At 47.8% G+C, this 21,551-nt stretch carries 23 protein-coding genes, 1 tRNA gene, 1 pseudogene and 1 riboswitch; of the genes and pseudogenes, 9 read left to right on the forward strand and 16 right to left on the reverse strand.

Translation table 11 applies throughout. The features are described 5' to 3' along the window. Positions 1-14: 14 nt before the first annotated feature. Genes thiW through Q4G98_RS04840 form a run of 3 tightly spaced genes read left to right on the forward strand, consistent with a single transcriptional unit; the run spans position 15 to position 1,167 of the window. Positions 15-530: an energy coupling factor transporter S component ThiW gene (gene thiW, locus Q4G98_RS04830; RefSeq protein WP_177560120.1), complete on the forward strand. Its 516-nt coding sequence runs from the start codon at positions 15-17 to the stop codon at positions 528-530. Next, on the forward strand, positions 527-799 hold the full coding sequence (locus Q4G98_RS04835) for a hypothetical protein (RefSeq protein ID WP_177560123.1): 273 nt from the start codon (positions 527-529) through the stop codon (positions 797-799). Before thiW ends, Q4G98_RS04835 begins: the two co-directional genes overlap by 4 nt. A gap of 8 nt (positions 800-807) precedes the next feature. Further along, positions 808-1,167 carry a helix-turn-helix transcriptional regulator gene (locus tag Q4G98_RS04840; RefSeq protein ID WP_293546838.1) on the forward strand — a complete coding sequence of 120 codons (360 nt, stop codon included), beginning with the start codon at positions 808-810 and terminating at the stop codon, positions 1,165-1,167. 57 nt (positions 1,168-1,224) lie between these two features. Here the strand turns inward: Q4G98_RS04840 and pdxT are convergent, their stop codons facing one another. After that, positions 1,225-1,788 (reverse strand): pyridoxal 5'-phosphate synthase glutaminase subunit PdxT, encoded by a 564-nt coding sequence (gene pdxT, locus Q4G98_RS04845; RefSeq protein ID WP_298562829.1) that lies wholly within the window; start codon positions 1,786-1,788, stop codon positions 1,225-1,227. Further along, the gene (pdxS, locus tag Q4G98_RS04850; protein ID WP_298562822.1) at positions 1,788-2,666 is read right to left on the reverse strand and encodes a pyridoxal 5'-phosphate synthase lyase subunit PdxS; all 879 of its coding nucleotides are present in this window, start codon (positions 2,664-2,666) and stop codon (positions 1,788-1,790) included. Before pdxS ends, pdxT begins: the two co-directional genes overlap by 1 nt. Positions 2,667-2,773: 107 nt before the next feature. Between pdxS and Q4G98_RS04855 the strand changes: the two genes are divergently transcribed. From Q4G98_RS04855 to Q4G98_RS04880, 6 genes are all read left to right on the forward strand, one after another. Beyond that, a complete protein-coding gene (locus Q4G98_RS04855; RefSeq protein WP_298562821.1) occupies positions 2,774-4,120 on the forward strand; it encodes a PLP-dependent aminotransferase family protein in 1,347 nt (448 codons plus the stop codon). Between the two features lie 149 nt (positions 4,121-4,269). Then, entirely contained in the window at positions 4,270-4,464 is a 195-nt protein-coding gene (gene thiS / locus Q4G98_RS04860; RefSeq protein WP_293720302.1) for a sulfur carrier protein ThiS, read from the forward strand. Positions 4,465-4,468: 4 nt separating this feature from the next. Then, complete coding sequence (thiF, locus tag Q4G98_RS04865) at positions 4,469-5,110, forward strand: sulfur carrier protein ThiS adenylyltransferase ThiF (RefSeq protein ID WP_301961865.1); 642 nt, start codon at positions 4,469-4,471, stop codon at positions 5,108-5,110. Between the two features lie 21 nt (positions 5,111-5,131). Further along, positions 5,132-5,902: a thiazole synthase gene (locus Q4G98_RS04870; protein ID WP_298562816.1), complete on the forward strand. Its 771-nt coding sequence runs from the start codon at positions 5,132-5,134 to the stop codon at positions 5,900-5,902. Positions 5,903-5,909: 7 nt separating this feature from the next. Next, complete coding sequence (gene thiH, locus Q4G98_RS04875; protein ID WP_298562815.1) at positions 5,910-7,067, forward strand: 2-iminoacetate synthase ThiH; 1,158 nt, start codon at positions 5,910-5,912, stop codon at positions 7,065-7,067. Beyond that, entirely contained in the window at positions 7,060-7,668 is a 609-nt protein-coding gene (locus tag Q4G98_RS04880; RefSeq protein ID WP_298562813.1) for a thiamine phosphate synthase, read from the forward strand. The genes thiH and Q4G98_RS04880 overlap by 8 nt, the downstream gene beginning before the upstream one ends. Positions 7,669-7,719: 51 nt before the next feature. On the opposite strand, the gene Q4G98_RS04885 is transcribed toward Q4G98_RS04880, so the two are convergent. The 14 genes and pseudogenes from Q4G98_RS04885 to dnaB form a co-directional block, all read right to left on the reverse strand. Beyond that, positions 7,720-8,748: an ABC transporter substrate-binding protein gene (locus Q4G98_RS04885; RefSeq protein WP_298562811.1), complete on the reverse strand. Its 1,029-nt coding sequence runs from the start codon at positions 8,746-8,748 to the stop codon at positions 7,720-7,722. A 68-nt stretch (positions 8,749-8,816) separates the two neighbouring features. Further along, a complete protein-coding gene (locus Q4G98_RS04890) occupies positions 8,817-9,170 on the reverse strand; it encodes a CGGC domain-containing protein (protein WP_298562809.1) in 354 nt (117 codons plus the stop codon). Continuing rightward, positions 9,170-9,946, reverse strand: coding sequence for an ABC transporter ATP-binding protein (locus Q4G98_RS04895; RefSeq protein ID WP_293661604.1), 777 nt, complete (start codon positions 9,944-9,946; stop codon positions 9,170-9,172). The genes Q4G98_RS04890 and Q4G98_RS04895 overlap by 1 nt, the downstream gene beginning before the upstream one ends. A gap of 2 nt (positions 9,947-9,948) precedes the next feature. Continuing rightward, positions 9,949-11,004, reverse strand: coding sequence for an iron ABC transporter permease (locus Q4G98_RS04900; protein WP_298562807.1), 1,056 nt, complete (start codon positions 11,002-11,004; stop codon positions 9,949-9,951). A 95-nt stretch (positions 11,005-11,099) separates the two neighbouring features. Then, positions 11,100-13,286 (reverse strand): TonB-dependent siderophore receptor, encoded by a 2,187-nt coding sequence (locus Q4G98_RS04905; protein WP_298562805.1) that lies wholly within the window; start codon positions 13,284-13,286, stop codon positions 11,100-11,102. A 169-nt stretch (positions 13,287-13,455) separates the two neighbouring features. Continuing rightward, a riboswitch (cobalamin riboswitch) is annotated at positions 13,456-13,627 on the reverse strand. 147 nt (positions 13,628-13,774) lie between these two features. Then, entirely contained in the window at positions 13,775-14,416 is a 642-nt protein-coding gene (locus tag Q4G98_RS04910) for a GntR family transcriptional regulator (protein WP_298562804.1), read from the reverse strand. A 172-nt stretch (positions 14,417-14,588) separates the two neighbouring features. Continuing rightward, positions 14,589-14,664, reverse strand: a tRNA-Lys gene (locus Q4G98_RS04915). A gap of 131 nt (positions 14,665-14,795) precedes the next feature. Beyond that, a complete protein-coding gene (locus Q4G98_RS04920; RefSeq protein WP_298562802.1) occupies positions 14,796-16,085 on the reverse strand; it encodes an adenylosuccinate synthase in 1,290 nt (429 codons plus the stop codon). A 21-nt stretch (positions 16,086-16,106) separates the two neighbouring features. Then, positions 16,107-17,399, reverse strand: a complete 1,293-nt coding sequence (gene purB / locus Q4G98_RS04925) for an adenylosuccinate lyase (RefSeq protein ID WP_293661598.1) — start codon at positions 17,397-17,399, stop codon at positions 16,107-16,109. A gap of 246 nt (positions 17,400-17,645) precedes the next feature. Next, positions 17,646-17,906, reverse strand: coding sequence for an Imm17 family immunity protein (locus Q4G98_RS04930; RefSeq protein WP_293546858.1), 261 nt, complete (start codon positions 17,904-17,906; stop codon positions 17,646-17,648). Positions 17,907-18,042: 136 nt separating this feature from the next. Further along, positions 18,043-18,555, reverse strand: coding sequence for a hypothetical protein (locus Q4G98_RS04935; protein WP_298562800.1), 513 nt, complete (start codon positions 18,553-18,555; stop codon positions 18,043-18,045). Between the two features lie 22 nt (positions 18,556-18,577). Further along, positions 18,578-19,028, reverse strand: a pseudogene (locus Q4G98_RS12380) (hypothetical protein). A gap of 126 nt (positions 19,029-19,154) precedes the next feature. After that, on the reverse strand, positions 19,155-20,042 hold the full coding sequence (locus Q4G98_RS04945) for a macro domain-containing protein (RefSeq protein ID WP_301961866.1): 888 nt from the start codon (positions 20,040-20,042) through the stop codon (positions 19,155-19,157). Positions 20,043-20,183: 141 nt separating this feature from the next. Next, positions 20,184-21,539, reverse strand: coding sequence for a replicative DNA helicase (gene dnaB / locus Q4G98_RS04950; RefSeq protein ID WP_177562381.1), 1,356 nt, complete (start codon positions 21,537-21,539; stop codon positions 20,184-20,186). Positions 21,540-21,551 lie beyond the last annotated feature (12 nt).

Raw genomic sequence — 21,551 nt, forward strand, 5'->3', positions numbered from 1 at the left:
GAGGAGTCTGTTGCATGAAGATCCACAAGCTTACTTTAGCGGCGCTGCTGGTGGCCATCGGCACTCTCAGTGCGCACCTTATTTATATACCAGCCGGCGTTTCCAAATGCTTTCCCGTACAGCACGCCATCAACGTGCTGGGCGCGGTGATTTTAGGCCCCGGCTATGCGACGGCAGTGGCCTTCGTCATTTCCTGCCTGCGTAATATGTTTGGCACCGGCTCGCTGCTGGCCTTTCCCGGCAGTATGATCGGCGCCTGTCTGGCCGGACTCTGCTACAGCAGGTTCGGCACCGTCAAAGCGGCTATGGCCGGCGAGATCTTTGGTACCGGTATTTTAGGCGGTCTGGCCGCCTGGGTCTTTGCCCGCTTCTTTCTGGGCAGTGCGGCCGTTGCCTGGTTCTTTATCCCGCCGTTTCTTATCAGCACTGTCGGCGGCAGCATCATCGCCGGGCTGATCCTCAAAAGCGGCATCCTGACCTACGCTCTGCCGCAGCATTTTACCAACAAAGGAAATAAATCAAATCTATGACTATCGATACCATGCTTTCACAAGTTTTATATTGCCTGAGCGGCTTCTTTTTTGGTATTTTCGCCTCCCGCTACAGCGTTATCAGCTGGCGTACACTGGCCAGCCGGCCGCCGCTGCTGCAATGCGTGCCGTATGTGCTGTTTATCCTGGCGGCGTTTACGCTGTTTCCCTTCTGGCTGATTACCCGTACTGAAGCCGGCGGTTTTATTTATTATGCGACGCTACTGTTCTTTTTTACAAAGGGCTACCGCGCTGATAAGAAAGGATGAGCCCTGTCATGAGCGAAGATAAAGCTAACAATACTGTGACCTGCGACGCCTGCGGGCACAGCGCCAAGATCCACCCCCAGCTGGCCGATAAATATGTGCAGCCGATGTCAGAGATCTTTAAGGTTTTAGGCGACCCGACCCGTATCAGGATTTTAGAGCTGCTCTCCCATGAAGATATGTGTGTCAGCAATATTGCCGAAATGCTGGATATGACCCATTCGGCTATCTCCCATCAGCTGCGGCTGCTGCGCCATGCCCAGCTGGTCAAGTTTGCCAAAGCCGGCAAAGAAGTCATTTATTCACTGGACGACGAACACGTGCTGACCCTGTTCGCCCAGGCGCTGGATCACGTCAAACACAAGCTTTGAGCCTTTCATACACAAAAACGGAACCTGCTGTGCAGGCTCCGTTTTTTTATTTTTATCTTATATCTGCAAAAAATAACGATAAACAGCATCGCTGTCCGCCAGTTCCGGGTGAAAGCTGGTCGCTAAAAGCTTCCCTTCCCGCGCGGCGATGATCCTCCCTGCGTGCTCCGCTAAAATTTCTGCCCGCGTCCCAACGCTTTCGATCCACGGCGCCCTGATGAATACCAGCGGCAGCTCCTCCGCCCCAAAAACAGGCAGCGTCTGCCGGCAGCTGAAACTGTCCAACTGTCCGCCATAGGCATTACGGCGCACCGTGATATCCATCACGCCCAGATGCGGCTGTCCGCCGACAATATTTTTCGCCAGCAGGATCAGTCCGGCACAGGTGCCCCAGACAGGCAGCCCCTCTGCCGCTTTCTGCTGCAGCCGCTCAAACAGTCCCGTACTGTGCAAAAGTTTACTGATCGCTGTGCTTTCGCCGCCGGGCAGGATCAGCCGGTCTACCTGCTCCAGATCGGACGCCGTTTTGACAGACACCGGCAGCACGTCAGACAGCTGCGCCAGCCGGGCCAGATGCTCGGCAAAAGAACCCTGCAGCGCCAATACCCCCACACGCTCCATCACCAGCCACGTTCCGCAAAAGTTTGTCCCGCCAGCAGCGTTTTGATATCGATACCGCTCATGGCCTCGCCCAGATCTTCCGAAACCTCAGCAACGACCTTGGGATCATTATAATAACTTGTCGCCAGCACGATCGCTTTAGCACGTCGTGCCGGCTCACCGCTGCGGAAAATACCGGACCCGACAAAAACGCCTTCGCTGCCCAGTTTCATCATCAGCGCCGCATCCGCCGGTGTCGCGATCCCACCAGCGGCAAAATTGACTACCGGCAATCTGCCGCTTGCAGCGACTTCCGCTACCAGCTCATAGGGAGCCCCATGCTCTTTGGCAAAGCTCATCCATTCTTCCTGGGGCAGATTCTGCAGCAGCCTTATCTGCCCCATCATCGTCCGCATATGCCGTACAGCCTCCACCACATTGCCCGTACCTGCTTCGCCCTTAGTACGGATCATGGCCGCACCCTCACCGATGCGGCGCAGCGCTTCACCCAGATCACGGGCCCCGCAGACAAAGGGGATCTTAAAAGCATGCTTATCCAGATGATATCGATCATCGGCCGGCGTCAGGACTTCACTTTCATCGATATAATCGATGCCCAACGTCTCCAATATCTCCGCTTCCACGATATGTCCAATCCTGACCTTAGCCATCACCGGAATCGACACGGCGCTTTTGATCTCCTTGATCAGCTTTGGGTCGCTCATGCGGGCCACGCCGCCGTCCCTGCGGATATCGAACGGCACCCGTTCCAGCGCCATCACGGCTACCGCGCCGGCAGCTTCAGCGATCTCAGCCTCCTGAGCATTGGTAACATCCATAATAACACCGCCTTTAAGCATCTGCGCCAGATTACGATTTAAAAGTTGTCTATCTGTCATCTTTATTCCTCCAAAAAAGTTACTTTCGTTAACGACAGTTTTTATGATACAATAACTCTGTACAGTAATAAAGAGCCAGAAATTATTTTTTCAAAGGGGACAGTTCGATGCTTTTAACTAATCTTAAACTTGACCAGCAGGCAGCAGCGCCTTTATATACCCAGATCACCGACGCTATCAAAAAATTGCTTTACAATGAACAGCTAGCGGCCGGCGATAAACTTCCGTCCGTGCGTAAGCTGGCGGCAGCGCTGCAGGTGAGCCGGACGACTGTCGAAAGCGCCTACAACCAGTTGGTAGCCGACGGTTATCTGCAAAACGAACCCAAGCGCGGTTATTTTGCGGCGGCACTGGCCGGACTGCGCAAACGCAGCGACGCGCCTGTGACCCAAAGTATTGAGCCGCCTGCAGTACGTTATAACTTCGCCAATAATTATATCGACCCGGCCTCTTTTCCCACAAAGCTGTGGCGGCGCTATCTGAACCGGGCTTTAAAAAATAAAGACCTGCTGTCCGGTTACGGCGAGCCGCAGGGTGAAACAGCCCTGCGCCGCACGCTGGCCAAATACAGTTCTGCCGCCCGTGGCGTCATCTGCACTCCCGAACAGATCGTTATCGGCGCCGGTGTGCAAAGCCTGCTGCAGATCCTTATCGACATCCTGCAGCCCGAAATTACCGGTATCGCTCTGGAAGCACCCGGCTTCGCCCAGGCCGAACGGCTTTTTGCTTCGCATGGCTGGCAGGTCAGTCATTTCAGCACCGAGCAGCTGGAAGCGACCCTGCCACGTCTGCTTTACGTCAGCCCTTCCAATCCCTATAAAGGCCGCTCCATATCGCCGCAGCAGCGTCTGGCCCTGCTGCGCTGGGCAACACGGCAGCAGGCTTATCTGCTGGAGGACGACTACAACGGCGAATTCCGTTATTTCAGCCGGCCCGTCTCCTCGCTGCAGGGCATGAGCGACGGCAGCACCGTTATCTATCTGGGGTCTTTTTCACGGCTGCTGCTGCCTTCCCTGCGCATCTCGTATATGGTATTGCCGCCGCTGCTGCTGGAACGTTACCGCCAGCTGGGACACCTTTACAACCAGACCTCGTCCACCATCGAACAGCTGGCCCTGGCTGACTTTATCGACGCTGGTGCCCTGCGCCGCCATGTCAAGCGGCTGCGCAAGCTTTACAGCAGCAAAAACATCCTGCTGCGACAGGCCCTGACTGAAATCTTCGGCAGTAAGATCATCGTGCGCGCCTATGAATCCGGGCTGCACCTGCGGCTGGCCGTAGCTACCAGCCTGACTGCCGCCGAATTGGCCGAACTGGCGCTGCAAAACAGCGTCCGTATCCTGCCCGTTTACGACATCAATGGTACCTTACCTGAGATCCTGCTCTCCTTTGCGGGAATCCAGGAAAATGACATCCGCCCGGCGCTGCTGCGCTTAAAGCAGGCCTGGTTTTAAGAAACGTCTTTGGCTCTTGACAGCACGAGCCGTCGATGCTATGCTAAAAACAGCGTGAAGCCGCAAGGCGTCACAAAGGGGTACACCACCACGGGTGTAGCTTTTTGTGACGCCTTTTTTATTTTTCTTTTACGAAGGAGGTCACCCTTATGCAAATCAACGGTCAAAACGTCAGCGCCGCTGCCGGGATCACGCTGGCTCAATTACTGGCGCAGCAGGGCTTCGACGCAGCCCGCGTCGCCGTCGAACTGAACGGCAGGATCATCGGCCGCAGCGATTTTGACGCAGTGCGGCTGGCAGACGGCGACACTGTCGAGGTAGTCCAGTTTGTCGGCGGAGGTTGAAACAATGATGGAAACGATCACCCAACAGCAGCTTGAAGCCGCTCTCATCGCAAGGCACGGCAGAAAACGCTGGCAGCGCCTGCAGTCTGCCTGTGTCGGTATCGCCGGGCTGGGCGGGCTCGGTTCTAATATCGCTGTCCAGCTGACGCGGCTGGGCATCGGCCGCCTGATCCTTGCCGACTATGACCGGGTCGAGCTCAGTAATCTCAACCGGCAAAACTATCGTCTCTGCGACGTCGGCAAACCAAAAACAGACGCCCTGACGGAACAGATGCAGCAGATCAATCCCTATCTGTACTGTGAACCGCAGCTTGTACGGCTCACGCCGCAGAATATCCCAACAGTTTTTGCCGGCTGCCAGATCATCTGCGAAGCCTTTGACGACCCGGAGCAGAAAGCCATGCTGACAGAAACAGTCCTGCAGCAGCTGCCGCAGGCCACCCTCATCGCCTGCTCGGGTATGGCGGGCGCCGGCAGTGCCAATACTATTACCACCAGCCGCAGACTGAACCGCTTGTACCTGTGCGGCGACGGCACTGCCGATATCGCCACAGACGGCAGCCTGCTTGCGCCGCGGGTCAGCGTCTGCGCCGCCCACGCTGCGACTATGGTCATGCGTCTGGCGCTGGGACTCACTACACCTTAAACAAAAGGAGAAGATTTTACGATGCACGAAGATAAACTGATTTTAGGCGGGCACACCTTTACGTCCCGCTTCATTCTGGGCAGCGGCAAATACTCGCTGCCGCTGATCAGGGCTGCCGCCGAACAGGCCGGGGCGCAGATCATCACCCTGGCGCTGCGGCGCGCCCAATCACAGCAGGACAATATCCTTGATTTTATCCCTGAAGGGATCACCCTGCTGCCCAATACCTCCGGCGCCCGTAACGCCGATGAAGCAATACGTATCGCCCGGCTGGCCCGCGCCTGCGGCTGCGGCGATTTTATCAAGCTGGAAATCATCCGCGATTCCAAATATCTGCTGCCGGATAATCAGGAGACGATCCGGGCCACGGACATTTTAGCCAAAGAAGGTTTTATCGTGATGCCCTATATGTATCCTGACCTGAACACAGCCCGTGACCTGCGTGACGCAGGCGCAGCCTCGATCATGCCACTGGGCGCGCCTATAGGCTCCAACAAAGGCCTGGCGACCAGGGATTTTATCAAAATCATCATCGATGAGATCGACCTGCCTGTGATCGTCGATGCCGGCATCGGCCGTCCTTCTCAGGCCTGCGAAGCCATGGAAATGGGCGCGGCGGCCGTCATGGCCAATACCGCTATCGCCACGGCCGGCAATATCCCCCTGATGGCGACGGCCTTCCGGCAGGCCATTGAAGCAGGGCGCGCCGCTTATTTAGCAGGACTGGGCCGGGTCTTAGAGCAGGGCGCAGCGGCTTCATCACCGCTGACAGACTTTCTGGAAGACAGGTGAACAGCAGATGAAAATAGATCAGCATACCGATCCCATGACTTATCAGCCGGACATGGAAATAATCGCCTCAGACATTATGCAGCAGGTACTGGCCGCCTGCAATGCTTACGATGAAAACGCCTACACAACGGCAGACGTCAAACAGGCTTTGCTGCAGGAGCACCTGACGCCGAAGGGCTTCGCCGCACTGCTCTCGCCGGCAGCCGCACCCTTGCTGGAACAGCTGGCCCACAGGGCACAGGCAGAAACACGCAGGCACTTCGGCAACGCCGTCAATCTTTTTACCCCGCTTTATATCGCCAACTACTGCGAAAACTACTGCATCTACTGCGGCTTCAACTGCCGCAACAAGATCAAACGGGCCCGGCTCACTGCCGCCGAGATCGAACAGGAAATGCAGGCTATTGCCGCCCAGGGTCTGGAGGAAATACTGCTGCTGACCGGCGAAAGCCCGGCCATGAGCGACGTGCGCTATATCGGCGACGCCTGCCGTCTGGCCCGCAAATATTTCCGCGTCGTCGGGCTGGAGGTCTACCCTATGGACAGCGCCGATTATGCCTACCTGCACCAGTGCGGCGCTGATTTCGTCACCGTTTTTCAGGAGACCTATGACCCGGACAAATACGGTCAGCTGCATCTGGGCGGGCGCAAACGCATCTTTCCCTACCGCTTCAACGCCCAGGAACGGGCTTTGCGTGGTGGTATGCGCGGCGTAGGCTTTGCCGCCTTACTGGGACTGGACGACTTTCGACGTGATGCTTTAGCCACCGGCCTGCACGCCTATCTGCTCCAGCGTAAATATCCGCAGGCCGAGATCGCTTTTTCCTGTCCGCGGCTGCGCCCCATCATCAACAACGATCAAATAAATCCCAAAGACGTGCACGAACGGCAGCTGCTGCAGATCATCTGCGCCTACCGCATCTTTCTGCCCTTTGCCTCCCTCACTATTTCCTCACGTGAAAGCGCCCGTTTCCGTGACAACGTGGTAGGTCTGGCGGCTACTAAGATCTCAGCCGGCGTCGACGTGGGTATCGGCGGCCACAACAAAGAAAGCAAGGGTGACGAACAATTTCTTATCGATGACGGCCGTACCGTCAGGGAAATCTGCACTATGCTGACCAGCCGCGGCCTGCAGCCTGTCGCCAGTGAGTATATCTATGTTTAAACTGCTCGCCGTCACCGACCCTGCTTCCTGCCGCGAAGTTTTTGCAGACCGCCTGCGGCGTTTGGCGGCCTCTGGTATCGACGCCCTCATTTTACGTGCTAAAGAACTGCCGCCGCAGGATTACCTTACTCTGGCCGCACAGGCGCAGCTGATCTGCCAGGCAAACGGGCTGCCGCTGATCCTGCACACCTGTTTTGACGCCTGCCAGGCTGCGGGCAGCTTCAGCCTGCATGTAAGCTACCCACAGTTTGTGCAGCAGCCGCAGCTGCGCACACAGGTGCAGCGCCTCGGCGTTTCGGTACACACACTTACCGAAGCCAGACAGGCCGACGCCCTGGGTGCCGACTATCTGATTGCGGGGCATATCTTTGCCACAGCCTGCAAACAGGACCTGCCCGGACGCGGTATCGGCTTTTTAAAGGATGTCTGCGATGCCACACCGCTGCCAGTCTATGCCATCGGCGGCATCACGCCTGCCAATATCGGCCGCATCAAAAAAGCAGGCGCCGCCGGCGCCTGCCTGATGAGCAGCCTGATGACCTGTCCCGAACCGGCGCTGCTGGTACGGGAACTGCGTCAGGGCCCAATTCAAAAAAACTAAAAGCCATTGTAAAATTTTACTGCGCTGCAATAAAATACCACCTTCACCAGCTTATATATCAACTAATTCGGGATAAATACCTTGAGCAAGTTTTTTTATACCGGCTTTAGTTTTGATTGCGCTGTTATATGTATAATTAAGGGCAATACCGTGAACACTGTTATTTCTGACAGCATTCAAGCTCTGTAGTGCCGGAATATTTCTAAAATCTGCTGCCGCTACTGCCGGATCTCCCCCACTTTTAACTACAAATATTACATCCGGATCTTCCTTCAGCAAATATTCCAGACCGATCGTTCCAAAAGGACTGACGGGAACATATGCGCCCAGTCTGGTACAAATATCACCGGCTAATTTAGAATCATCATATGCTACCAGATTTTTTCCCAACTGTTCAACGATCATGACCTTCGGCTTTCTACACCCTCTAATTCTACTTTGAACATTCTCAACTGTTTCCTGCATTTCTGCTATAATTTTTCCGGCCTGCTCTTCTTTATTAAAAATCATTCCCAGCCCTTCAATGAACTTATATTCCAACTCCAAACTCTCGCGATGATTGCGTAAGGCCGGAGCATTGGCATTCTCAGGTAAAAAAGTATGGATATTTCTCTGATTCCAAAACTCTGTGCTTTTCAGACCTTTATTAGTGAATAAGGATTGCCCCGAAATTATCAAATCAGGTGCCAGGGCTAGAACCGTTTCCGTATTTAAAATTATACCGCTTTCAAAACGTATTTTATTATATCGCTCTGCATACTCCGGTTCAGGTACATAATAAGGATTGCCATATTTTACAGAACAAATTATTTTATCTTCTACGCCTAATGCCACCAGCGTTTCATTGATATTTTCACCAACGGCGACTACTCTTTGCGGTACGTGGTCGTAAAAGCTGATCTTCTCCCCAATAATACTATAATTTTTTACTTCTACATTCCTGATCATACGCCTGGGGTATGCTTCCTGCACTGCAATTCCAGCAGGTTGGGCTACAAAGCTGCTTTCACGCTTGATCAACATGGTTATCACTATCAAAAGTACGATCGCCACAATAACTGTTATTATTTTTCTGTTCATTTTTCAACTGCTTTCTGCCGTAAATTCAGGCAAATACCGGACAAAACACCCGCAGTCAGCTTCCCCACTCAGTAACTGTGTGTGCCCCAGACGACCTTGATATTATTTTGTTCAAAAAAATCAAGCATTGCTAAAATATATTTGCATTTGCGCTTGTCTGCTGTTCTGGTTTGACAGCAAATTCCTATATGAACAGCATCCGGCCGGATCCTCAAAATACGCTCTAATTTTTCATTCAATCCTGTTTCACTGCTGAATTTTATATTCTCACAACCATTACATGACATAAAAGCCGCCAGCTCGATCTCCTGGTCAGCATAGCGTGAAAAATACGCACTTTTGTTATTAAAGGCCTTTAAACAGGACGCACCTGTACAATTTTCCTCAGCTTTCAAACAACGCAAAACAACTATTTTTTCCATTATTCTTTTCTCCAGTGCTGTGGCAGGTATATTATGTTTATTCTGCCGTTTCCAGCAATATCCACTTTGGTTTTTACGCCATATAATTCATAAATGAATTCCTCAGTAAGTAACTGCTCCGGCGCAGCGCAGCCAACGATCATTCCATCTTTAACCGCAATCAGTCTGTCACAATACATGGCAGCAATGTTCAAATCATGTACCGCAGCCACTACCGTTAAATCCAAACTTTTTACTATATCCATTATCTGCAGCTGATACTTGATATCCAGATGGTTAGTCGGTTCATCCAGCACCATACATTCCGTTTGCTGTGTCAGCGCCCGCGCTAAGATCACACGCTGCTGCTCACCACCAGACAAAGTAATAAAACTACGTTTTTCAAAACCGGCTAAACCAACTGTTGCCAACGCGCGTCTTGCAATAGCATAGTCTTCGGCATTATCCCTGTCTAATATCTTTTTGTGCGGCGATCTGCCCATCAGCACTACCTGCAAAACATCAAAATCAAAACTGTAAAAATTATGCTGCGCTACTACTGCCAGCTGCAGCGCCGATTCTCTGTAACTCATTTCATCTAAACTTTTACCATTTAAAAATATCTTGCCTTCAGTTGGCTTTTGCACACGATAAACACATTTTAAAAACGTACTTTTACCACTGCCGTTAGGCCCGATAATACCGACAAACTCTTTATCATGTACGTTAAAATCCATCCCTTTCAGGATTTCCTGATTGCCGATAAAAACCCTGACGGCCTTTGTTAAAATTTCCATTATCAATTACCCCCAAAGCCGTAAGTACGCTTTATCATCAAATAAACAAAGCAAGGAGCGCCGATAAGTGATATCAAAATGCCTATAGGCAGTTCTGTTCTGGGAATAATAATACGGCACAGTCCATCCGCAATAACCAAAAAAACAGCACCCACCAAAGCCGTCACCGGAATAAGCTTTTTATGATCCGTACCAATCAGCATGCGCACTACATGCGGCACTATCAGCCCTACGAAGCCTATCATACCGGCGGCATAAACTACAAATCCTACAATTAAAGAACTGATAAGTAAATATACCTGACGGTAAATATGCAGGTCTGTCCCCAAAGTGACTGCCGCCTCATCTCCCAACAACATCAAATTTAAAATGCGGCTTTGCGACCAGAAAAACAGTACTGCCAAAATCACTATGGGTACGATAACGGCAAGATTGTCCCATTTTGCGCCGGCGAAGCTGCCCATCATCCAATAGGCGATCGTCTGCATTCCTTCCTTATTGTTGGCAAAATAAACGATAAAGCTTGAAAAAGCGCTGCAAACAGCGCTAAGCGCCATACCTGCCAGTAAAAGCTTCATCGAATTACTCCTGCCGCCTAAATTCGAAATAAATAATACCGCCAGCGAAATACAAAAGGCACCGATAAAAGCAGCGATACCGACAAAATTTTCACCTAACGCAGCGCCTACACCCAGTAAAATAGCAGCTGTTGCACCCAGCGATGCCCCTGAAGATATGCCGAGAATATATGGATCAGCCAGAGGATTTTTTACTATCGCCTGCATAATAACGCCGCAGCTGGCTAAACCACAGCCAACAGCCGCCGCCAAAACCAGCCTTGGCAGGCGCAGCAGCCACACTATATCATGCGCCGCGCTTCTGCCCACAGCTTCAACAGGCAGATCGCTTTGCAGCTGATTTACTATAACGGTGTAGATCTGTGCCAGCGGCAATTTTACTGTGCCAATACTTAAAGCCCACAAGAAAGCAAGGAGCAAGATTGCGAACAGCAGCAAACAAATAAACAAGTAGCCCGTTTCACGAAAATATTTCAGCATCCTGATTGCTCCTCTGCTAATAAAAATGCGATAAAAGATACCTGCCGAAAAGCAGGTATCTTTTATCTGGAAAAATCCTTGCGCAAGCAAACAGCTTACAATTCAAATTCTGCCGAAACCATAAAGGTTCTGGGGCCGCCAAGATGCAAAACATTGCCGCTCGCACTCCAATAATTTTTGTCGAATACATTGTAGCACATTGCGTTCAAGGTTACAGGCGTACTGTTCATTTTAGTTTTATATTTTACACCTACATCCATAGTGAAGTAACTGGGAACTTCATATTTTTCATTCAAAACATAGGAAGAACCTACATAGTTACCACGCAGCAAAGCAGAGAAAGCATCGCTGGCTTTATATTCCACGCCCAAACTGGCCGTCCAGTCAGGAACACCATTAGGACGTTTGCCATTCGTTGCAGCACTGCTAGTCTTTTGCTCAGTATCAAGATGCATAAAACCGCCAATCAAATTCCATTTTTCTGCTATAGTACCGGTTGCAGTATACTCAAGACCTTTATGTCTGCGTTCACCGTCCTGCCCTCTTGTATAACTTCCATCTGAATTCAGAATATCAATACCATTAGCTTTTTTTATATCAAAATAACTCAATTTATGTAAAAAGTCCCCTGTTTTTACTTTGACACCAAATTCCGTTTGTTTGGTTTTATATGGATCCAACGTTTCACCTTTATTAGTGTAATTAAGGCTACTTGTAGTGCTAACAATCTCGCCTTCAACAAATTCCTCAGTATGATTTGCATAGACTGTAAACCGAGGCGTGAAAGCGTAACTGATTCCATAGGAAGGAGAAATGTCATAATAATGCCCGGTATTTTTATTATGTGAACCGTCTGCTTTATAACTGTCCCGTTTAATAGATTTACCGTTCAGCCCTACGAGAATATTCAACTTCTCATCACCTGTACTGATGATATCCATAACAGACCAGCCACTGGTCCTATTTCTGGTAGTATAACGGGCATCAGACTGCCCAAAAGAAGGCGGTGCCCAATTTCCCGGATCACCGACATAAATATTACCAGTCCAGCCGCTCTCTGTTATAGAATTGCTTGGCCCACCATAATAATGCCACTGCCTGTCTACACCAAAGGTATAATTATGTTTTAAGTCTCCGGTTTTAAAATCACCGCGCAGACCTATCTGAGCATAATCTCTTTTCTCAATCAAAGAATAGTTATCAGCCGTAGCCGTAAAGTCACCGGCTTCATTGATCAAAGTTTTACTGAAACCAGTATAATAATACCAGTCCTGTTTAAAATGTCCGGCGTTCAAGAAAGCGCTTAAATGATCGTTGATTTTTTGTTCATGGTTTAAGGTCGCGACAAAATTAGTATTCTTATCACGACGCCATTTAGGATTAAAGTTGATATCACCATCCGGAGCAGTTGGCAATGCTGAACCAATATAATTACCGGATACTGTTAACCCATACGGTCTGCCCTGACTGTCAGTATAGGTATAACCAACCATCAAATTAGTTTTACTGTCGTCAGTTTTCTGATCCAGATTGATATAAATATTTCTCTGTTCCAAGTCCCAGTTTTTTATAGAGCGCTCGCCGTTAACATTACTGGCATTGATACGGATGCCATAACGATTACCCTCGCCAAAACGGCGGCCAATATCAACCGTTTCTTCAAAAGCTCCTTTGGAATGCCATTTCAAGCCTATACTACTGTTAGGATCATCTAAAGCCTGTTTACTGTTGATATTTATCGTTCCGCCATCCGCAGTATAGTTAGATGAACCCCTGATACCCGTAGCTGGTCCTTCGATAACGTCGATCGAATCGATATAGTTACTGGATTGACGTGTCATGGCCTGCATACCTGGAATACCGTTGACCATAAAACCCCTGCCAGTTTCAGAAAAACCCCTGATATTGACACAGTCAACAGCGGCATCATAAGTTTTTTGCACAGACGGTACAAGACTAAGCATTTTACTCAGTCCCTCCGTAGATGACATAAAATCTTCAACAGCCTTTTCAGAAATAGTAGTAACACTGATAGGTGAATTCATCGCATCCTGCTCGCCTAAAATACCGATATTACTGGTAGCGCGTACATATTCACCTGCAATATAACGTTTACCATTAACTACGATCTCAGCTAAATGAAAGTTTCGTAAATCAGACTCGGCATCCCCTTTAGTCTCTTGGGGGGGGGCAGATGCGTTAACATTTTCTACAAATCCCACACTGGTGACAGCCAGACATATCGCCGCAGCTACCACCGTCTTTTTGCTCTTTACCATCATAAACCACTCCTAAAAAATTTATTCTTCAATTTTTCCTGGTCAAGCTGTCCTTGTTTCGCTCACCAGTAAAAACTAAAAGCTCTATAATAAATAAAAAAGCTTTTTCTGCACATAACGACAGAAAAAGCTTAGCTTCTTTCTATTTCGCCTGTCTGTCATTCGCAGAAATTCCCCAGCGTCAAAATCAGGCAGTTCTTCTGGCTCTGCTTCATTGCTCATCTAACCTTCCCAGTTTCCCAGTGGTATTTTTAGATTTGCTCTGCATTACAGCTGCGGGACAGCACAGGACTTAAACCTGTTTCTCTATTAAGTATCATTACACCCGATTTTATTGTATTTAATTTTTAAGTCACCCTGTATTATTCTATATTCTATAGAATAATACAGGGTGACTTATTTTGTCAATAACTACTTGATATTATGTTATAAAAAAGTTAGCGGCAAATTTTTGCTGCTAACTTTTACACATCACTTGATCTGTTTAAAGATCATTCATTTTCTATTATTTTTTTCGAATTTTCTAAAAGCTTTAACATTGCCTGCTCAGCGTCAGCTGGTGCTTTTGCTTTAATTGCTGTTAAAATATTCTGGTGTCCTTTAATGATTTCTTCCCGTCCCTGTGGACTTCCGTCAGCATGTCTCATCCGCGAAGACGTAACGATCAGCTTCATGATCCGCATAAACATCTCATTTTTTGTCTGCTGCCAAATAGTATAATGAAACTGCAGATTAAGTGAATGAAATTCAAAAAAATTATCCGCAGTTTTTTCTTTCTCAATAATATTCGCTAACTGCTCTGCAAAATCATCGTCATAATGCTCCACTGCTGATCTCATTTCCAGCTCTGCAAGCGCCACCAGGCATTGATAGACACCATTACGCTCTTGTTCATCTATTCTTCTTACTATTACCCCATGATAGGGTTCTATTTCTACAAATCCGTCCGCTGCTAATTTTTTAAAGGCTTCGCGCACAGGGGTCGCACTTATACCCAATTCTTTTGCGATATGCTGTTCCTTTAATCTGGTCCCTGGCGGTAATTTCTGACTTACTATCAATTCAATTAAGATTTTCTGAGCTTTATCACTAAGTGTTTCTTTATCCAGATTATGTGTATTATTTATTTTCATCAATAATATTCTTCCTTTCTCGGTAAAATATTAGCACAATCAATCAATTTTGTCACTCAACTTTTCTGAAGAAAACACGCGACAAAAAAGCCCGCTTCCAAAAGAAGCGGACTTTGATTGCATCGATATTATACTGTTATTTTCAAAACAAACGAGAAAAAAGACAAAAAAATGGTGATCCACCCGCGACTCGAACGCGGGACACCCTGATTAAAAGTCAGGTGCTCTACCGACTGAGCTAGTGGATCACATAGTTGCCAGAGGTTCAAGCCAACTTGACAACGATATAATTATAACTAGCTTTCACTGTTCTGTCAAGAAATAATTTAAAAAAAACTAAAAACCGTCAGATAAATATCTGACGGTTTAATTTTTTTACTTACAGTAATTCTTTCAGAACGATGGTCTGTTCACGTTCCGGCCCTACGGAAACAATGCCCAGCTCTACGCCGGCAACCTCGCTCAGTCGGTTCAGATAGGCTTTGGCCTGCTCCGGCAGTTCATCAAAGCTGCGGATAGAAGTGATATCCGTTTGCCAGCCGTCAAATTCTTCAAACACCGGCTCGACCTGAGCCAGCACGTTCAGACTGGCCGGGATCTGTTTGATTTCCTGTCCGTCGATCTTGTAGCCGACGCACATTTTGATCTTCGCCATTTTATCAAGGATATCCAAACGGGTCACAGCCAGATAATCCAGACTGTTCAGGCGGGCGGAATATTTGAGCATGAAAGCGTCCAGCCAGCCGCAGCGGCGGGGACGTCCGGTAACCGTACCATATTCATGGCCGGTCTCACGGATCCGGTGTCCCGGTCCGTCGGTATCCAGCAGCTCAGTAACAAAAGGCCCTTCGCCGACACGGGTCGTATAGGCCTTGACTACGCCGACCACATGATCAATATAACGGGGGCCGATGCCGCTGCCCGTGCTGGCATTGCCGGCAGTCGGGTTAGAGCTGGTAACATACGGATAGGTGCCGTGGTCGATATCGAGGAAGGTAGCCTGCGCGCCTTCAAACAGCACGTTTTTACCCTCGCTGAAAATTTCGTCCAGCACCACGCCGGTATCGGCGATGTAAGGGTGCAATTCTTCGGCATAGGCCAAAAATTCTTTCAGCATCGCATCATAGTCAAACGGCTCGCCGCCATAAATTTTAGTGATGATAGCATTTTTTGCTTCCAGATTGACCTTCAGCTTTTCAGCAAAGGTGTCCGGCTCCATCAGATCACAGATGCGGATACCGGTACGGGCAACCTTATCCATATAACAGGGACCGATACCGCCCTTGGTCGTACCGATCTTATTGCAGCCCAGAGCCGCTTCCTGCAGCTCATCCAGACGGGCATGATAAGGCAGCACCACATGAGCACGGTCAGAAATGACCAGATTGTCGCAGCTGATGCCTTTAGCCTTCATATCAGCAATTTCGTGCAAAACTACACCGGGGTTGATAACGACGCCGTTACCCAGCACATTCGTCTTGTTGCTGTACAAAACACCGGAGGGAAGCAGACGCAGTTTATAGGAAACGTCATTGACGACTACCGTATGACCTGCGTTAGAACCGCCGGAATAACGTACGACGGCATCGGCTTTCTGTGCCAGATAATCAACGATCTTACCTTTACCTTCATCGCCCCATTGGGCACCAATAACTACAACAGATGACATGTGAGCATCTCCTTATCTAAATCATAATCCGAAACGGGACATAATCAAATCTACATGACGCAGCATGGGTTTAGGATCAAAGCAATGTTCGATTTCTTCCTTGCTGAGATATTTCTGGATATCGGCATCCATTTCCACGTTGGTCCTGAAATCAGCGCCTTCCAGCCAGCGGGCCATAGCGTTGCGCTGTACCCATTTATAAGCGTCCTCACGCAGCACGCCTTTGCTGACCAGGGCGATCAGCAGGTTCTGGCTGAAGATCAGACCGCCTGTTTTATTCAAATTAGCCATCATCGCATCCGGATAGACCAGCAGCTTGTCGATGATGTTAGTAAATTTACGCAGCATATGATCCAGTGCGATCGTCGCGTCCGGCAAAATCACACGTTCTACTGAAGAATGGGAAATGTCGCGTTCATGCCACAAAGCAACGTCCTCCAGAGCGGCAACGGCATAACCGCGCAGCAGGCGCGCCATACCGGAGATCTTTTCGCAGGTGATCGGATTACGTTTATGCGGCATGGCCGAAGAGCCTTTTTGTCCGGGAGCGAAGTATTCTTCCGCTTCGCGGATATCGGTCCGCTGCAGATTACGGATCTCGGTAGCCATTTTATCAAGTGAGGAACCAATGATCGCCAGAGTAGTCAGGAAATCGGCATGGCGGTCGCGCTGGATGACCTGGGTCGCCAGACGGGCTGCTTTGATGCCTAATTTTTCGCAGACATATTCTTCGATAAAGGGATCGATATTGGAATAAGTACCAACAGCGCCGGACAGCTTACCGACAGCGATGAATTCGCGCGCCTGCTTTAAACGCTCGATATTGCGTTCGGTCTCGTCCATCCACAAAGCGAATTTCAGACCAAAGGTCATCGGTTCGGCGTGGATACCATGGGTACGGCCGATCATGATCGTATGCTTGTGCTCGGCAGCGCGGCGTTTCAGCACCTCATGGAATTTTTCCAGATGGCTCATCAAAAGATCTGCCGACTGTTTCATCATCACGCCCAAAGCGGTATCCTTGACATCACTGGAAGTCAGTCCTTTATGGATATATTTGGAAGCGTCGCCCACATATTCGGCCACATTGGTCAGAAAAGCGATGATGTCATGGTTGGTGACAGCCTCGATCTCCTTGATGCGTTCGATGCGGAAGTCCGCCTTCGTCTGAATGTCCTTCAAAGCATCGTCAGGAACGATGCCCAGTTTGTTCATCGCCTCGCAGGCTAAGATCTCTACCTGCAGCATTGTTCGGAATTCATTTTCCAAAGTCCAGATATGACCCATCTCAGGATGAGTATAACGTTCGATCATTGTTTGTTTCCCCCCGTAAAATCGGTGTTTTTTTGCAATAAGAATAGGAAGAAGGCCTGCTTGCGTTCTTCCTCTCTTATAAATAAACTTTTTTATCCTCTCATATCATAACATTTTCAGCTCTTCACCGCAAGACTACTGAACATTTTTTACAAATTTATTTAAAACCTTCGGAAAAACAAAAAAACAGCGTGAAAACCTCTTACACAGGCCTTCACACTGCTCATCTGTAAAATATACAAATATCTACGACAAAAATAAAAATACCAGGCCGCATAAAATAATGACCAGACCGCTGATCCCCATCAGAAAACGGTAACCCTGAGCACCGAAAAAATCATGTACCAACGTATCAAAAGCAAACGGCCGCACCCGCCTGTGATCGAATTCACAGACCCAGCGCCAGTTAAAAAGCGCTCCGGCAAAGATCAGCAGACCGCAGCCGATGATAGTAAACTGCCAATGCCTCTGTAAAAAAGCCAGCAGCTGTTCCATCCATATTTCCACGGCTCCGCCTCCTTCTCCTCTGCGGAGATATAATTCATGTGATTCTTAGTACACTTTTGTGCCTTTTTATCATCATATTCTCCATATTTTTCAGCTTCGATTTTCTCATTTAAAATTATTAGAGCCAAAATTTGACTTAATCAATTACATTTTTCACCGTCTGATAATCCCAACAATACTGTCCATCTCTGTAAGTACACATTGCAACATGCGTTCCAACATCTTTCACCATATCTGGACATTTTGTTCTATCAACTCGTGCTGCATTATATAATACCACAATTTTTAGTCTATCACGAACCGCTTTATTGCATTCAAATTCTATGTAGCTTCGATAATCAATCGAATACCCTCTCTCACATCTATTTGTAAATCTATTGTTGCTACTACAATATTGACAACTTCCACTCCTCACTGTCTTTGTATTTGAACCAACAATTAATACAAAAGTTTTTGATGCATCTAACCTTGCACTTAATGAAGCTTTAATACTGCAATTCAGGCTACTATCCCTTGCCTGCGTCAATTCATGAGCATCTGTAAAAGATAAACTCCAATAATGACTTCTTTTCCATTTATGAAGTTGCTCAATAGCATCGTGGTCACCTGTCCAATCTCCTGCTATATAAGTCTTAGTCCTATACGTCATAGTTTTCCCTCGATTCATTCTACTATAATTTGTAATAATCTGTTCCAGCTTCCGCCATTGTGTTTACCATAAAGTCTTCCTTCTCCAACGCTGATTTCATCAATGCCTTTGTACATAGAATATGTATTGTCGCAACAGCATCTTTACTATCTCTAAATTTAAATAACAAATCCCATAAATCTGTTATTTGCTTTTTAAAGTTCCCCTTACTATCGACTATATCACTCTTTTTACTATAATCAGAATAAATCACATTTACTGGTAATCCTTTTGTGCTTATTCCATAATCCATTTCCTCTCTAATTGCTCTACTATTTTTTGTAATTGAGCTCAAAAACAAAATTATATTCTTTGAATCATCTAAACGTTTATGAAGACGTGGTTTTAATTAATTTAATTAAGTTGTTTCCCAATCACTTCCATCTCGAACATCATACGTTTTATTATGAGAATCATTTCCACATTCTAAGCATATTACAGTACACAAAATCATGTGTAGCGGATGCTCTTAAATTACTTTCACTAAATGATTCTGTCACATAAAACGCTGCATAATTTCCATTTCTGTAAGACTTAACTAACTTCCACACTTCCTCTAATTATTTAATATCTGTTATTGCAATGCTTTCCTTTCCACTATCCCTCACAACAATGTGAATATCACTGTTAATCAATTCCTTATTCATCTTGAGTAATTTAACCAAATATTCTAATATATCACGTTCTGATTTCTTTGTTTCGGATGCTCCTGCACCTATCAAAGGCATTACCACCGCATATTTCTGAGATCTGATATTGCAAAATTCCAAAAGCCTCATAAGAGCTAATACATATTCGTCATTGGTTGTATGTGCATGCAAATCCCTGTCAAATTTACTAAGTCCCAAAAAGAAATACGTACAATTTTCTGTATTCTTTACCTCCGCTACCGTTCCAACGGAATATCTACTCAAGTTTCCACTTCGCTTATCTTCTTGTCTTATTTGCTCGAACTCACTTTTCTGAACCAGCAAATTTTCTTGAATCACATTGTTAAGCGTCTGTTCCGTATATGTTCCTGATGCATACATCTTCTTCATTGTAATCCCATGTAATGTATTAGACGAAATCAAATCGTCATCAACTATTGTATCAAAACATCTATTAACTGGTATTACTATATTTCTTCTTTCCTCCGGTTTAAGAACTTCTTCTGAACTAAAAACGTCCCCATATTGCACATATACATGATAACCATTACTCGCTTCAAATAGCTCAATTCTTCGTTTCCAGGAAACGTATCCCGAGAAAAAAACACACAATATAGTCCATAGCCCCACCAAGATACCCATACTTATGAAAATACGATATTGTATTGAACTAGTTTCCGGCAATAAATCGCCTAATGAAGCAAACGTACCAATAAATCCTAAAATTGCAAATATAATACTTGTCCATTTTGAAGCAAGCTTTGCAATGTATTTTCTATTTAGCCATATCCTTTTCACAGTTTCTCCACTTTCCTGACTTGATATATTTCTACTATCTCGGTCCCATAAACCTATCCCCATTCAAATATATCATATGGTCAGACATTCCCGAATTCCACACTTCTGTTTCCCATACAGGACTATCTGCACACATACAGCCTATTCCTTACGCTTACTGAGTCCCACGAACTTGGTATATTGTTTGTGGAAGAACAGATTGACCGTATCGACAGGGCCGTTACGGTGCTTGGCGATGATCAACTCGGTGATATTTTTATTTTCCGTTTCCGGATTATAGTAATCTTCACGGTATAAAAAAGCTACGATATCCGCATCCTGCTCCAAAGAACCCGACTCACGCAGGTCGGACAGCATCGGCCGTTTGACCTGGCGCGCTTCCACGCTGCGGCTCAGCTGCGAAAGGGCAATGACCGGCACGTCAAGCTCACGGGCCAGCGCTTTCAAAGAACGCGAGATCTCTGAAACCTCCTGCTGACGGTCGCCGCTGTTGTTCTTTTTGCCGCTGCCCTGCATCAGCTGCAGGTAATCGACCACGATCAGATCAAGACCGTGTTCGGCTTTCAGCCTGCGGGCGCGCGAACGCATATCCATAGCGGTGATGCCCGCTGTATCGTCGATATAAATATTGGCGCTGGAAAGGGTATCTGCCGTGTTGATGAGCATCGCCCAGTCCTCATCGCGCAGCTCGCCAATGCGCAGGCGCTGCGAATCGATGTTGGCTTCCGCGCAGAGCATACGCTGCACCAGCTGCTCCTTGCTCATTTCCAGGCTGAAGAACGCTACCGTTTTCGGTGCGCCGCCAACCTTTTTAGCGGCACGGATCGCCACATTCTGCACCACATTGAGCGCAAAAGCTGTTTTACCCATAGAAGGACGGGCCGCCAGAATGATAAAATCACTGCCGTGCAGACCGGAGGTCAGGTTATCCAGATCCTCAAAGCCTGTCGGCAGACCGGTAAGACCATTTTTATTGCCCATCAGCGCTTCGATGCTCTTGAAAGAATCAAGCACGATCTCATTGATCGGCGTGAAATCGGCCGTTTTTTTCCGGTTGGAGATTTCCAAAATCTTACTTTCGGCACTGTCGATGATATTTTTCACATCATCACTGGCCTCATAACCCATGGAAGCGATCTGCGTCGATACGGAGACCAGCTGCCGCAGGATCGATTTTTCCTCGATGATGCTGGCATGGTACGTTACGTTGGCCGCCGTCGGCACGGCATTGGCCAGCGAGGTGATATAAGCGATGCCGCCCACATCCTCCAGCTTGCTGTCGCGCTTCAGGATCTCCGTTACCGTGATCATATCCACAGCTTCGTTTTTATTATAAAGCTCCAGCATAGCGTTGAAAATAACGCGGTGCGCCTCTCGGTAAAAATCAGTATCCCGCAGGATCTCCATGACCTTGGGGATAGCCTCTTTTTCGATCAGCATCGCGCCCAGCACTGATTGCTCGGCTTCTATATTTTGCGGTGGTACTCTGTCTTGCATAAACTTCCCTGT

It is taken from the genome of uncultured Phascolarctobacterium sp. (assembly GCF_958349595.1).
In the GTDB taxonomy this organism is placed as follows: Bacteria; Bacillota; Negativicutes; order Acidaminococcales; family Acidaminococcaceae; genus Phascolarctobacterium.